The organism is Streptomyces sp. NPDC055243 (assembly GCF_044544025.1).
GTDB lineage: Bacteria > Actinomycetota > Actinomycetes > Streptomycetales > Streptomycetaceae > Streptomyces.
The window spans coordinates 248,741-262,416 of sequence record NZ_JBITWR010000004.1; the positions used below are offsets into that span (position 1 = coordinate 248,741).

Consider the following 13,676-nt stretch of genomic DNA (forward strand, 5'->3'; position numbering starts at 1 on the left):
CCGGGCCGCCCGGTGGCCCGGCCGACGGCTCAGTTCTGGTGCGCCTCGTAGTGGGCGACCGCGTCCGCGGTGCGTCCGGCGCCGTATACCCGAAGGAACTCTGCCAGTTCCGGGTGGGTCGGGGCGAGCGAGTCAGCGGCATCGATGATGTCGCCCGCCGCCGCGACGGAGCGCAACAGCGACTGGATCTCGCGCACCACACGCTTCACCGTGGGCGCACCCGAACTCGTCGTCGTCTGCGAGGCGTTGGTCAGGACGGAGCCGCCCTGGGACTTCTTGATCTCGTCCATGCGCTCGGTGGCCTCGGCGGCGCTCACACTGCCGTCGGCGACCTGGCCCGCCAGCTCCTGGAGGAGCTGGACGCGCTGGACGACCGCGGGGTTGCCGATCTTGGCGCGCTGCCCGCTCATCAGCTGGGACAGCATGGGCGCGGACAGACCGAGTACGCCGGCGAGGCGTGCCTGGTTGAGGCCCAGATCATCGATGAGACGACGGAAGAGCGCCCCCAGCGGCTCTCCGTACCAGTTCCGCTGGAGCTCTCGTGCTCTCGCGGTCGTCTCTTGTTGTGCGGCGTCCATTGCGTCTCCCCATCGCTTCCCCAAAAACCGTGGTTCGCTGCCGCGAACCACGCCGAGCATCTTACGGAGCGTGGTCGTTCACCGGGACCCCCAATCCTTTTGCGAGATCTGGGGGGTGACCCGGTACTCTGGTCTGCGTTGCTCACCGGAGCGAGATCCTTCCGGCTGGGCGCACCCTTTTCGGGGCCTTAGCTCAGTTGGTAGAGCGCTGCCTTTGCAAGGCAGATGTCAGGAGTTCGAATCTCCTAGGCTCCACAGAAACGCCGTAGGGCGGGAGAACCTCAGCTGAGGTTCTCCCGCCCTACGGCGTTGTTGCTGTGCAGATAAGTGCAGGTCAGCGCAGGTCGTCGTGGTCCGCGGCCTCGGACTCGGCCTGCTTGGCCTGGACCTCGGGGTCGAGGGAGGTCTGACCGCTGCCGTCGACCGAGGTCAGCGGCGCGCTGTCGGGAACCTCGGTCGCGGCCGGCGGCTCGACGAGCCAGTCCGGGTTGGCCTGCTTGTCCCACCACTTCCAGGCAGCGACCGCACCACCCGCCAGGACGCCCAGGACGATCAGGCCCTTGGCGGCACGTCCGGCGCGGGCCCGGCGGTTGTGCTTGCGGGCCAACCGCTGGATCTCCTTGGGCGAGACCTCGCCGCGCAGCGCGGCGAGTGCCGCGGCCCCGCGGGACGCAGCCTCGTCACGGACGGGCTGAGCCACGGCCACGGCGTGCTCGATCCGCGGCTTCGAGTAGTCGGCGGCCTGTCGGGCGGCCTTGCGGGTCTGCTTGGCCGCCCTGCGGGTGCGGACGGCTGCTTCGTGCGCGGCCTGGTCGACCTTCGGCGGCACATGCGTACGGGCCTGTTCGAGGCGCGGTCCGACGTGAGCGCCGTACTGGGCACGGGCTTGTTCGGCGGCCTGCGAGACCTTGGGCGCGACGCGGACGCGAGTTTCATGCACGTAGTGGACGGCCTGTCCCTTGGCCGTGCCGGCGTAGGGGGCCACCGCCTCCGCGGCATGCCGCACGCTGTCCCTCGCCGAACCGGTCGCGGCGCGCACGCTGTCGATGCGGGTCACGGGATCCTCCTCCTCGGTGGCTTATAGGTATGTCACCTTTCCACCCTTTCAAGGATCATGCCTTCCGGATGACTCCGAGGCATGAGAGGGCGGGCATCCGGGTGTGATCAATTTGATCAAATCGGTACAAGGAGAGTTCTTCGCCGACAATGCCACGGATCGTCGCGGCGCGCTCCCACTCGGTGGCTACTCGTCGCAATCCGGTCCGTGCGAGGATCGGGGCGTCACAGAAGACAACGGAAGGCAGATCGTGGCCGAGCAGCTCTACGCCACCCTGAAGACCAACCGCGGCGACATCGAGGTGCTGCTGCACCCGAACCACACGCCCAAGACGGTCAAGAACTTTGTCGAGCTCGCGCAGGGCGAGCGGGAGTGGGTCCACCCGGAGACCGGCAAGAAGACGACGGGCCGGCTCTACGACGGCACGGTCTTCCACCGCGTCATCAGCGGCTTCATGATCCAGGGCGGCGACCCGCTGGGCAACGGCACGGGCGGCCCCGGCTACGAGTTCGAGGACGAGTTCCACCCCGACCTCGCCTTCGACAAGCCCTACCTGCTTGCCATGGCCAACGCGGGCCCGGGCACGAACGGCTCCCAGTTCTTCGTGACGGTCTCCCCGACCGCCTGGCTCACGCGCAAGCACACCATCTTCGGTGAGGTCACGAACCCGGCGAGCCAGAAGGTCGTCGACGAGATCGCGGCCACGCCGACCAACCCGCGCACCGACCGCCCGGTGAACGACGTGGTCATCGAGTCCGTCGTCATCGAGACCCGCGCCGCCTGACACCGGCGCACCCCGCGAGGGAACCAAACCGCCCCGCCCATCCGTAAGGAAGGGCGGGGCGGTGCGTTCGCCGCGTGCGCGTAGCTGTGCCTTCGTACGGATATTGAGGGGACCCCATGGACCAGGCACCAGGCAGCCCGCAGGGGCCACAGGACGCACCGGACCTGCCCGGCTGCTACCGGCATCCGGACCGTGAGACCGGCATCAGCTGCACCCGCTGCGAGCGCCCCATCTGCCCGGAGTGCATGATCAACGCCTCGGTGGGCTTCCACTGCCCCGAGTGCGTGCGCGAGGGATCGGGCACCGGCCACTCGCCCGCGGCCAACCAGCCGCGCACCATCGCGGGCGGCTCGATCGCCGCGGACCCGCGTCTGATCACCAAGATCCTGCTTGCGATCAACATTCTCTTGTTCATCGCGATCAGTACGAACGACCGGCTCGTCGGCGATCTCGTCCTGATCGGCGAATGGCCGCCCTATCCGTACGCGCCGGACGAGGGCGTCGCCCAGGGCCAGTGGTACCGCCTGGTCACGTCCATGTTCGCGCACCAGGAGATCTGGCACATCGCGTTCAACATGCTGGGTCTGTGGTGGCTCGGCGGCCCGCTGGAAGCCGCGCTCGGCCGCTCCCGCTACCTGGCGCTGTATCTGCTCTCCGGCCTGGCCGGCAGCGCGCTCACCTATCTCCTCGTCGGCCCGAGCGACGCCTCGCTCGGGGCATCCGGAGCGATCTTCGGTCTGCTCGGCGCGACCGCGGTCCTGATGCGGCGCCTGAACTACGACATGCGCCCCGTGATCGCGCTGCTCGCGCTGAACATGCTCTTCACCTTCACGTGGAGCGGCATCGCCTGGCAGGCGCACGTCGGCGGTCTGGTCGCCGGTGTCGCGATCGCGTACGGGATGGTGCACGCGCCCCGCGAGCGGCGGGCGCTCGTGCAGTGGGGGACCTGTGCCGTGGTGCTGATCGTGGTCCTGGCGGCTGTGGCCATCAGGACCGCTCAGCTCGGCTGAAGGCCCTCGAAGGTCCCTCCGAAGCTCACCGATGTCGTCCGATGGCCAAGGTTGTCCACAGCGTGTGCCCACGCTTGTGCATTCTGTGGGGAACAACAGTGCCCCTTGTCGCTGACCTGGGTTTCCCCAGGAAGGACAAGGGGCCTGCGAGGGCTTGCATGGCGATCAGCCAGTCGTACCGGCGTCAACGCCCAGTGGGTTATCCACAGATCGTCTTTCTTTTCCCCAGCCGGGGCCGGGATGTGGATAGCGCTGTGGATAACTCAGGGCAAGGCTTGCGCGCGGCCCTGTGGGATGCGCGCTACTTCCACTGCGTGGAGACGCCGAACCCTGCGGCGATGAAGCCGAAGCCGACCACGATGTTCCAGTTGCCCAGCGGGTCGATCGGCAGCTTGCCGTCGGTGACGTAGAAGACGACGATCCAGGCGAGCCCGATGAGGAACATCGCGAGCATCACCGGAGCCACCCAGCTACGGCTGGTCAGCTTGATGTTCGTCGCCTTCTTGGCGGGCGGCGTGTAATCGTCGGCCTTCTTGCGGATCCGTGACTTCGGCACGAGGGTCTCTCCTGTCGATACGGGGAGCTGAGCCCTCCCCCGGGCGTCCGTTAGCGTAGTGCTTCCGCGGCGCTGAAGGAGATAAGGGTACGTTGAGCAATTCTGCCGACTCCCCCACAGGTCCGGGTCGTCGTCCACGCTGGCGGGCGGTCCGGTTCCTCACGGCCGCCGTTTTCGCGCTCGCGGGCCTCCTCTTCTTCACCAGCTTCAACACGGCCAAGGGCACGAACATCCGCACCGACGCCTCGCTCCTGAAGCTCTCCGACCTGATCGAGGAACGCAGCCACAAGAACGGCAAGCTCGACGAGTCCAACGGCTCGCTGCGCGACGACGTCGAGTCCCTGGCCGAGCGTGACAACGGCGGCACGAAGGCCGACGACGCCCGGCTCAAGGCCCTGGAGAAGAACGCGGGCACCAAGAAGCTCAGCGGTGAGGCCGTCTCCGTCACCCTCGCCGACGCCCCGCCGAACGCCACCGCCAAGCTCCCCGGCTACCCCGAGCCCCAGCCCAACGACCTGGTCATCCACCAGCAGGACCTCCAGGCCGTGGTCAACGCGCTCTGGCAGGGCGGCGCCAAGGGCATCAAGGTCATGGACCAGCGGCTCATCTCCACCAGCGCCGTCCGCTGCGTGGGCAACACCCTGATCCTCCAGGGCCGCGTCTATTCGCCGCCGTACAAGGTGACGGCGGTCGGTGACCCGGAGAAGCTCAAGACGGCGCTCGCCGCGTCCCCGCAGATCCAGAACTACATGCTGTACGTGAACGCGTACGGCCTCGGCTGGAAAGTCGATGACGACGGGGCGATGACTCTTCCCGGCTACTCGGGCACAGTGGATCTCCACTACGCGAAGCCCGTGGAGTAAGCCGCCCGTGGAGCAAGCCGCTGGGGGAAGCCTGTGTCGGTGCGAGTGCTCGTCAGGACGTTCAGCGAACTGTGCATCACCGTCGGCACCTTGATCGTGCTCTTTGTGGTGTACGTCCTGTTCTGGACCGGCGTGAAGGCCGACAACGCCATGGACAGCCAGATCGACACCCTGCAGGACCAGTGGGCGCAGGGCTCGGTGCCCTCGGGGACGGACGACGAGCCCGCCGAGGCCTCTTTGAAGAAACCGGGCCCCTACGAGGACGGCAAGCCCTTCGCCGTCATGTACATCCCGCGCTTTGGTTTCACGTGGAACAAGCCGGTGCTCCAGGGCACCGGGACCGACACCCTCAAGAAGGGACTCGGTCACTACGCAGACACCGCGCAGCTCGGCCAGAAGGGCAACTTCTCCGTGGCGGGCCACCGCCGCACGTACGGGGACCCGTTCAAGGACTTCCCGAAGCTGCGGCCGAACGACCCCGTGGTCCTGACCGACGGCACCACGTGGTTCACGTACCGCATCGACAAGAAGCCCTACAAGACGCTCCCCGGCGACACGGGGGTCATCGATCCGGTTCCCCGCAAGTCCGGATACGAGGGGCCGGGGCGTTACCTCACCCTTACAACCTGTGAACCAGAGTGGGGCCACAGCCACCGGCTGATCGCCTGGGCGCACCTCGACGCGACCCAGCCCGTCGAGGCCGGGAAACCGGAGGCACTGCGCCGTTAGTCTGGTGCCGTACGGCTACGGAAGGGACGGCATGTACGGCTGGATCTGGCGGCATCTGCCGGGAAACGCTTGGGTAAGGGCGCTGCTTTCGCTGATGCTCGTCTTCGCTGCGGTCTACGTGCTCTTCCAGTACGTCTTCCCCTGGGCCGAGCCGCTGCTTCCCTTCAACGATGTGACGGTGGACGGCCAGTGATGACCGAAGAGCGCCCCCGCCGCATCCTGGTCGTCGACAACTACGACAGCTTCGTCTTCAACCTCGTCCAGTACCTCTACCAGCTGGGCGCCGAGTGCGAGGTCGTGCGCAACGACGAGGTCGAGCTGCGCCACGCGCAGGACGGCTTCGACGGCGTCCTGCTGTCGCCGGGCCCCGGAACGCCCGAGCAGGCGGGCGTCTGCGTGGACATGGTGCGGCACTGCGCCGGCACCGGTGTGCCCGTGTTCGGCGTCTGCCTCGGCATGCAGTCGATGGCGGTGGCGTACGGCGGAGTGGTGGACCGCGCGCCGGAGTTGCTGCACGGCAAGACGTCCGCGGTGGTCCACGAGGGCAGGGGTGTCTTCGCCGGACTGCCGTCGCCGTTCATCGCGACGCGCTACCACTCGCTCGCCGCCGAGCCGGCCACGGTCCCGGCCGAGCTGGAGGTGACCGCGCGCACGGAGGACGGCATCATCATGGGCCTGCGCCACCGTGAACTGCCGGTCGAGGGCGTGCAGTTCCACCCCGAGTCGGTACTCACCGAGCACGGCCACCTCATGCTCGCCAACTGGCTGGTCGAGTGCGGCGACAAGGGGGCGATCGGTCGGTCGAGGGGTCTTGCCCCGGTGGTGGGCAGGGCCACGGCGTGACCGCGCTGCGCCCCGAGCGCGACTCCTCCGGACTTCCGTACGACGAGCACCACGCGGCGTACGGGGACCCTGGGGCGTTTGAGGAGCCCGGGGCGTACGAGGAGCCTGGCGCGTACGAGGCGGCCGTGGACGACCTCGCCGATCCGCTGACCGATCCACTGCCGGGCCAGCAGCCGGGTCAGCACCCTTCGCCGTGGTTCCGCAGCGGGCCCGCGGAGCCGGAACCGACGCCGACGCCCGCCCCTGAGCCGGTCGTCCAGCAGCCGGTCGTCCAACAGCCGGTCGTCCAGCCCCAGGAGTGGTACGACCCGCAGGGGTACGCCCGCGACTGGCACGGGGAGCGGCAGCCGCAGCAGTACCAGGAACCGCCGTCCCAGGAACCCACGTACGAGGAGCTGTACGGCGCGTACGCCCCCCGATCCGTGCCGCGGCCCCAGGAGCCGGTCGACGACGAGACGGTGGCCCTGCGGGCGGCGGACACGCGCCGAATAGCCGAGCCGGCACCGGAGCGCCCCACAGAGGGCCGTGCCGCCCGCCGCAAGGCCGCCAAGAAGGGCGCCCCGCGCGCCTCCAGCGCCACGGCAGGCTCCGCGGCCCCCCTCTCCCGCGTGGAGGCCCGTCGCGCCGAGCGCGCCCGTAAGCCCTCCGCGGGCACGGTGATCAGCCGAGGGCTCGGCGAGGTCTTCATCACCGTCGGCGTACTGATGCTTCTCTTCGTCACCTACCAGCTGTGGTGGACGAACATCCGTGCCCACCAGCAGGCCAACGGCGCCGCCAGCGACCTCCAGCAGAGGTGGGCCGACGGCAAGGGCAAACCGGGCGCCTTCGAGCCCGGCCAGGGCTTCGCGCTCCTGCACATCCCCCGCCTCGACGTGGTCGTGCCGATCGCCGAGGGCATCGACAAGTCGAAGGTCCTGGACCGCGGCATGGTCGGCCACTACAACGAGGGCGGCACCAAGACGCCCATGCCGGACGCCAAGACGGGCAACTTCGCGGTCGCCGGGCACCGCAACACCCACGGCGAACCGTTCCGCTACATCAATCAGCTCGAACCGGGCGACCCCATCGTCGTGGAGACGCAGGACAAGTACTACGTCTACAAGATGGCGAGCATCCTGCCGCAGACCCAGCCCAGCAACATCTCGGTGATCGCGCCGGTCCCCCCGGGGTCGGGCTTCACCAAAGCGGGCCGGTACATCACACTGACCACCTGTACCCCGGAATTCACGAGTAAGTATCGAATGATCGTCTGGGGCAAGATGGTCGAGGAACGGCCGCGCGGCAAGGGAAAGCCGAGCGCGCTCGTCAACTAGCACGGTGAGAACGGGGCAGATCCAGTGGCAGCGACGACCGACCACGCCGACCACGACGAGGAGCGGACCGAGGAGCGGACCGAGGCACCCGCACCCGTGCGCGCACCGCGGCCGCGGGGACGCGGACCCATCGCCACGGCGGTCAGCGTCTTCGGCGAACTCCTCATCACCGCGGGCCTGGTGCTCGGTCTCTTCGTCGTCTACTCCCTGTGGTGGACCAACGTCGTCGCGGACCGCGAGGCGCACAAGCAGGGCGACAAGGTGCGCGACCGCTGGGCGGGCGGCCCGGGGAACCTGAACACCAAGGACGGCATCGGCTTCCTGCACGTGCCCGCGATGGGCAACGGCGACATCCTCGTCACCAAGGGCACCGGCACCAAGGAACTCAACCACGGTGTCGCGGGCTACTACACGGACCCGATCAAGTCGGCGCTCCCGCAGGACAAGGAAGGCAATTTCACGCTGGCCGCGCACCGCGACGGGCACGGCGCGAAGTTCCACAAGATCGACAAGATCAAGAAGGGCGACGCGATCGTCTTCGAGTCCCGGGACAAGTGGTACGTGTACAAGGTGTACTCGACGCTCCCCGAGACCTCGAAGTACAACGTGAACGTCCTCAACCCGGTCCCGAAGGAATCAGGCGCGAAGAAGCCCGGCCGCTACATCACCCTGACGACGTGCACGCCGGTCTACACGTCCAACTACCGCTACGTGGTGTGGGGCGAGCTGGAGCGCATCGAAAAGGTCGACAACAAGCGGACGCCGCCGGCGGAGCTGGACTGAGCCCCCCCGGACACGAGAGGAGCCCCGGACACCGCCGAGCAGGCGGGTCCGGGGCTCCTCTCATGTACTGCCGAGGGGGCTAGTCCTCGTTGTGGCGGGAGAACCCGGCGCTGCCTCCGAGGAAGCCTCCGCCGTCGTCCCCGCCGTTGCCGCCACCGTTGTCGCCGCCGCCACCGCCGCCGGCGGTCGTCAGGTTGATCGCGGTGTCGGGTGCGACCTCCTGATTGGCGGGCGGGTCGGAGAGGACCACGAGAGCGTCGTCCTCCTGCGGGCCCGTGATGGTGCCGACCGTCAGACCGGCGTCCTCGATGGCCTTGCGGGCGTCCTTGAGCTTCTGGCCCGCGAGCGCCGGAACGGTGGTCTTCTCGGCGGCCTTGGCGACCTTCAGCGTGACCGTGGAGCCGGGGTCGGCCTGGCTCTGCGGGGGCAGGCTCTGGGAGATGACCTTGCCGGGATCGACCGAGTCGCTCTCTTCTTCCTCGCACGTACCGGTGAGGTCGTTGCTCTGCAGCTGAGCCTTGGCCTCGGCGCAGGTCTTGCCGGTGACGTCGGGGACCGTGGACTTGGCGGCCTCCTTGGCGACGTCAAGGGTGATGGTGCTGCCCTTCTGCACCTCGGTACCCGAGGTCGGATCCTGTTCGAGGACCTCGCCCGGAGTCTCAGGGGACTCCACCGGGTTGGGCTTGACCCTCAACTGGTACTTGTCCGCTTCGAGCTTTTCCGTGGCTTCGTCGATGTCCAGGCCGATGACGCTCGGCACAGCCACCTTCGGCGCCCCCGTCGAAACGGTCACCGAGATCGTGTCGCCCTTTTTGACCGTGGCGTTCGCGCCCGGGTCCTGGTCGCAGATCTCGCCCTTGGGGTACTTCTCGCACGGCTTGCGCTCGGAGGCGTCCAGTACGAGGTCGACGTTCTTGGCCGACTCCTTCGCGTCCGCGAGCTTCTCGCCGACGAAGTCGGGTGCCTTGATCGTGTCGTCGCCACCGCCCCCGGTGAACGCCCACTTCCCGATCAGGATCGCGCCCACCAGGACGAGGAGTCCCGCCAGGATCAGCAGCACCGTAGAAGTGTTGCTCTTCTTCTGGCGGCGCCGTGAGTGGTCGTCGTACCCGTCGTCCGGGCCGACCGGCGGCATCATCGACGTCTGGGCGCCGCCGTTCTGCGGGCGCAGCATCGCCGTCTGCTGGTCGTCCGGGTGGCCGCCGTAGCCGACCGCGCCCATGGCAGCGGTGGCCTGGACGGGCTGGCCGTCCAGGCAGGCCTCGATGTCGGCGCGCATCTCGTCGGCCGACTGGTAGCGGTAGTCCGGGTCCTTGGTGAGGGCCTTCAGGACGATGGCGTCCATCTCCGGCGTGATCTCGCCGTCGAAGACGCTCGGGGCCTGGGGCTCCTCCCGTACGTGCTGGTAGGCGACCGCGACCGGGGAGTCGCCCACGAAGGGTGGCCGCACCGTCAGGAGCTCGTAGAGCAGGCAGCCGGTCGAGTAGAGGTCGCTTCGCGCGTCCACCTGCTCGCCCTTGGCCTGCTCCGGCGAGAGGTACTGCGCGGTGCCGATGACCGCCGCGGTCTGCGTCATCGTCATCCCGGAGTCGCCCATGGCGCGGGCGATGCCGAAGTCCATGACCTTGACCTGGCCGTTGCGCGTCAGCATGACGTTCGCGGGCTTGATGTCGCGGTGGACGATGCCGTTGCGGTGGGAGTACTCCAGGGCCTGGAGGATCCCGATGGTCATCTCCATGGCGCGCTCGGGCAGCAGCTTGCGCCCCGAGTGCAGCAGCTCACGCAGGGTGGACCCGTCGACGTACTCCATCACGATGTACGGGATGGAGACCCCGTCCACGTAGTCCTCGCCGGTGTCGTAGACCGCGACGATCGCAGGGTGGTTGAGCGAGGCGGCCGACTGGGCCTCACGGCGGAACCGGGCCTGGAACGACGGATCACGCGCGAGGTCGACCCGCAGCGTCTTCACCGCCACGGTGCGTCCGAGGCGGGTGTCGTGCGCGAGGTAGACCTCCGCCATCCCGCCTCGGCCGAGCACCTGGCCCAGCTCGTACCGCCCGCCGAGGCGACGCGGCTCTTCCATAGCTAATCCAGCCCTCTCCGTCAGTCCCGACCGCACCCTTGTGTGGTCCGGCGGTGTGCTGTCCGGGCATACCGTACCCGGCTCGCCTTACGTGACCCGGCCACCACCGTCACCCGATACAGGACCGGTATCGCAACGTGCACTGATGTGAAGGGGCCGTGACGGGGGTCACTTCTTGCTGTCGAGCACCGCCTGCATCACGTCCTTGGCGATGGGGGCGGCCAGACCACCACCGGAGATGTCGTCGCGGCCGGCCTTGCTGTCCTCGACGACCACGGCGACGGCCACCGGCGAACCGGAGTCGGTCTTGGCGTAGCTGATGAACCAGGCGTAGGGGTTTTCGCTGTTGTCGACGCCGTGCTGGGCGGTACCGGTCTTGCCGCCGACCGTCACGCCGGGGATCTTGGCGTTCGTGCCGGTGCCGTCGTTGACGACCGTCTGCATCATGTCCTGGAGCTTCTGCGCGTTCTCCTCGGAGAGCGGCCGGCTCATCTCCTTGGGCGCGTGCTTCTCGATCACGTCCAGGTTCGGCGCCTGCAGCTCGCTGACCATGTACGGCTCCATCAGCTTGCCGTCATTGGCGATGGCCGAGGCGACCATGGCCATCTGCAGCGGCGTCGCGGCCGTCTCGAACTGGCCGATGGAGGAGAGCGCGGTCTGCGGCCGGTCCATCTTCTCGGGGAAGACGGAGGCGTTCGAACGGACCGGCACGAACTGCTCTTCGTTGAAGCCGAACTTCTCGGCCGTCTCGAGCATCTTGTCCTTGCCGAGGTCCGAGCCGATCTTGCCGAAGACCGTGTTGCAGGACACCCGCAGCGCCTCGCGCAGCGAGGCGTTCTTGCAGGGGATGTTGCCCTCGTTCGGCAGCGGGGTCTGGGTGTCGGGCATCGTCCACGGCAGCGGCGACTTGGTGGGCGAGTCGATGTCGGTGTACAGATCGTGCTCAAGGGCCGCAGCCGCCGTGACCGCCTTGAAGGTGGAGCCGGGCGGGTACGTCTCGCGCAGGGCGCGGTTGAGCATCGGCTGGTCTTTGTCCTTGTCCAGCTTCCCGAACTGCTCGGCTTCCTTGTCCGTGTTGCCCGCGAAGGTCGAGGGGTCGTACGAAGGAGCGGAGGCCAGCGCCAGGATCGCGCCGGTCGACGGGTCGAGCGCGGCGACCGCGCCCTTGCCGCGGCCCTTGAGACCGTCGTACGCGGCCTTCTGCGCGGCGGCGTTGAGGGTCGTGACGGCGTTGCCGCCCTCCTTCTTCTTGCCCGTGATCATGTCCAGGCTGCGGGTGAAGAAGAGCCGGTCGTCGTTGCCGGTGAGGATGCCGTCCTCGAGGCTCTCGATCTGCGTGGCGCCGATGCGCTGCGAGGCGAAGCCGGTGACGGGGGACCACATGGGCCCGTTCTTGTACGTCCGCTGGTACTTGTAGTCGCCGCCGCCGGCTTCCTTGGAGCCGGTGATGGCCTTGCCGTCGACGATGATGTCGCCGCGCGGCTGGGCGTACCGCTCGATGGAGACACGGCGGTTCTTCGTGTGCTCGGCGAGGGTGTCGGCCTGCACGTACTGGAGCCAGTTGTCCCGGGCGAGCAGGGCGAGGATGAGGAGCCCGCAGAAGATCGCGATCCGGCGCAGGGGCTTGTTCACGGTCGGACCACCTGGGTCATTTCGGCGTCGGGGTTCGGGGCGGGGGCGGGCGCCGGGCGGCGCGCGGTGTCGCTGATGCGGATGAGGATTCCGATCAGCGCCCAGTTGGCGATCACCGAGGAACCGCCGTTCGCGATGAACGGCATGGTCATACCGGTCAGCGGGATCAGGCCCATGACGCCGCCCGCGACGACGAACACCTGGATGCCGAAGGCGCCGGACAGGCCGATCGCCAGGAGCTTGCCGAACGGGTCACGGGCCGCGAGGGCGGTGCGCACGCCGCGTTCCACGATCAGTGCGTACATGAGCAGGATGGCCATGACACCGGCCAGGCCGAGCTCCTCGCCGAAGGTGGCGAGGATGAAGTCGGAGTTGGCGGCGAAGCCGATCAGGTCGGAGTGACCCTGACCGAGGCCGGTGCCGAGCACACCGCCGGAGCCGAACGCCATCAGGGACTGGGCGATCTGGTCGCTGCCCGTGGAGGCGATGACGGCGTCCGAGAACGGGTTCAGCCAGGCGTCCACACGCTCCTGCACGTGCGGCTCGAACGTGGCCACACCCACCGCGCCGGCCGATGACATCACCAGACCGAACACGATCCAGCTGGTGCGCTCCGTGGCGACGTACAGCATCACGACGAACATGCCGAAGAACAGCAGCGACGTACCGAGGTCGGTCTCGAAGACCAGGATGAGGATCGACATCGCCCAGACGACGATGATCGGGCCCAGGTCACGGCCACGCGGCAGGTACATGCCCATGAAGCGGCGGCTCGCCAGGGCGAGCGCGTCGCGCTTCACCATCAGATAGCCCGCGAAGAAGATCGCGATGACGATCTTCGCGAACTCACCGGGCTGGATGGAGAATCCGCCGACGCTGATCCAGATCTTGGCGCCGAAGACATCCATGCCGAGCCCCGGCACGAGCGGCAGCAGCAGCAGGACCAGGGACGCGACCATGGAGATGTACGTGTAGCGCTGCAGGACGCGGTGGTCCTTCAGCACGAGCAGCACGGCCACCAGGAGCGCGATGCCGATCGCGGAGTACATCAGCTGCTTGGGCGCGGACGGGCTGAAGGAGCCGGTCGCCGCCTTGGCGAGACCCTGCAGCTTCTCCGACTGGTCCAGGCGCCAGATGACCACCAGACCGAGGCCGTTGAGCAGCGTCGCGATCGGCAGCAGCAGGGGGTCCGCGTAGGGCGCGTACCTGCGCACCACGATGTGACCGACGGATGCAAGGAGTCCGAGCCCGCAGCCGTAGCCGAGCATGCCGGACGGCAGCCTGCCGTCGATCGCGAGGCCCACGTTGATGTAGGCGAACAGCGGGATGACGACGGCGAACGCAAGAAGCGCGAGCTCGGTGTTGCGCCTGCTCGGCGCCCCGATCGCGCCGATGGTCGACGTGTGTGTAGTGCTACTGCTCATGGCGTGCAAAGGCCCCCAACG

Annotated in this window: 14 protein-coding genes and 1 tRNA gene; 9 read left to right on the forward strand and 6 right to left on the reverse strand. The window is 68.1% G+C overall.

Features of this window, described 5'->3' with window-relative positions:
* Positions 1-29: 29 nt before the first annotated feature.
* Positions 30-578, reverse strand: a complete 549-nt coding sequence (locus tag ACIGXX_RS13965) for a DNA-binding protein (protein WP_351169138.1) — start codon at positions 576-578, stop codon at positions 30-32.
* Between the two features lie 182 nt (positions 579-760).
* On the opposite strand from ACIGXX_RS13965, the gene ACIGXX_RS13970 reads away from it, so the two are divergent.
* A tRNA-Ala gene (locus ACIGXX_RS13970) sits at positions 761-833 on the forward strand.
* A gap of 79 nt (positions 834-912) precedes the next feature.
* On the opposite strand, the gene ACIGXX_RS13975 is transcribed toward ACIGXX_RS13970, so the two are convergent.
* A complete protein-coding gene (locus ACIGXX_RS13975) occupies positions 913-1,635 on the reverse strand; it encodes a DUF5324 family protein (protein WP_351169135.1) in 723 nt (240 codons plus the stop codon).
* 250 nt (positions 1,636-1,885) lie between these two features.
* On the opposite strand from ACIGXX_RS13975, the gene ACIGXX_RS13980 reads away from it, so the two are divergent.
* Together ACIGXX_RS13980 and ACIGXX_RS13985 are read left to right on the forward strand one after the other, a co-directional pair.
* Positions 1,886-2,419 (forward strand): peptidylprolyl isomerase, encoded by a 534-nt coding sequence (locus tag ACIGXX_RS13980; RefSeq protein WP_361466636.1) that lies wholly within the window; start codon positions 1,886-1,888, stop codon positions 2,417-2,419.
* 116 nt (positions 2,420-2,535) lie between these two features.
* Positions 2,536-3,429, forward strand: coding sequence for a rhomboid family intramembrane serine protease (locus ACIGXX_RS13985; protein WP_361466633.1), 894 nt, complete (start codon positions 2,536-2,538; stop codon positions 3,427-3,429).
* A gap of 301 nt (positions 3,430-3,730) precedes the next feature.
* On the opposite strand, the gene crgA is transcribed toward ACIGXX_RS13985, so the two are convergent.
* Positions 3,731-3,985, reverse strand: coding sequence for a cell division protein CrgA (gene crgA, locus ACIGXX_RS13990; RefSeq protein ID WP_160506128.1), 255 nt, complete (start codon positions 3,983-3,985; stop codon positions 3,731-3,733).
* 92 nt (positions 3,986-4,077) lie between these two features.
* Between crgA and ACIGXX_RS13995 the strand changes: the two genes are divergently transcribed.
* From ACIGXX_RS13995 to ACIGXX_RS14020, 6 genes are read left to right on the forward strand one after another with little or no spacing between them, the layout of a single operon-like run.
* Positions 4,078-4,848: a DUF881 domain-containing protein gene (locus tag ACIGXX_RS13995; protein WP_351169126.1), complete on the forward strand. Its 771-nt coding sequence runs from the start codon at positions 4,078-4,080 to the stop codon at positions 4,846-4,848.
* A 39-nt stretch (positions 4,849-4,887) separates the two neighbouring features.
* Positions 4,888-5,577 carry a class E sortase gene (locus ACIGXX_RS14000; protein WP_351169123.1) on the forward strand — a complete coding sequence of 230 codons (690 nt, stop codon included), beginning with the start codon at positions 4,888-4,890 and terminating at the stop codon, positions 5,575-5,577.
* Positions 5,578-5,608: 31 nt separating this feature from the next.
* Positions 5,609-5,770, forward strand: coding sequence for a hypothetical protein (locus ACIGXX_RS14005; RefSeq protein ID WP_361466628.1), 162 nt, complete (start codon positions 5,609-5,611; stop codon positions 5,768-5,770).
* Positions 5,770-6,420, forward strand: coding sequence for an aminodeoxychorismate/anthranilate synthase component II (locus tag ACIGXX_RS14010; protein WP_351169121.1), 651 nt, complete (start codon positions 5,770-5,772; stop codon positions 6,418-6,420). Before ACIGXX_RS14005 ends, ACIGXX_RS14010 begins: the two co-directional genes overlap by 1 nt.
* Positions 6,417-7,733 carry a class E sortase gene (locus ACIGXX_RS14015; protein WP_399975533.1) on the forward strand — a complete coding sequence of 439 codons (1,317 nt, stop codon included), beginning with the start codon at positions 6,417-6,419 and terminating at the stop codon, positions 7,731-7,733. The genes ACIGXX_RS14010 and ACIGXX_RS14015 overlap by 4 nt, the downstream gene beginning before the upstream one ends.
* A 24-nt stretch (positions 7,734-7,757) precedes the next feature.
* Positions 7,758-8,516 carry a class E sortase gene (locus ACIGXX_RS14020; RefSeq protein ID WP_351169115.1) on the forward strand — a complete coding sequence of 253 codons (759 nt, stop codon included), beginning with the start codon at positions 7,758-7,760 and terminating at the stop codon, positions 8,514-8,516.
* Positions 8,517-8,595: 79 nt separating this feature from the next.
* Here the strand turns inward: ACIGXX_RS14020 and pknB are convergent, their stop codons facing one another.
* The 3 genes from pknB to ACIGXX_RS14035 all read right to left on the reverse strand — a co-directional run bounded on the left by pknB (position 8,596) and on the right by ACIGXX_RS14035 (position 13,655).
* Complete coding sequence (gene pknB, locus ACIGXX_RS14025) at positions 8,596-10,599, reverse strand: Stk1 family PASTA domain-containing Ser/Thr kinase (protein WP_351169112.1); 2,004 nt, start codon at positions 10,597-10,599, stop codon at positions 8,596-8,598.
* Between the two features lie 168 nt (positions 10,600-10,767).
* Complete coding sequence (locus tag ACIGXX_RS14030) at positions 10,768-12,231, reverse strand: penicillin-binding protein 2 (protein ID WP_351169109.1); 1,464 nt, start codon at positions 12,229-12,231, stop codon at positions 10,768-10,770.
* A complete protein-coding gene (locus tag ACIGXX_RS14035) occupies positions 12,228-13,655 on the reverse strand; it encodes an FtsW/RodA/SpoVE family cell cycle protein (RefSeq protein WP_351169106.1) in 1,428 nt (475 codons plus the stop codon). The genes ACIGXX_RS14030 and ACIGXX_RS14035 overlap by 4 nt, the downstream gene beginning before the upstream one ends.
* Positions 13,656-13,676 lie beyond the last annotated feature (21 nt).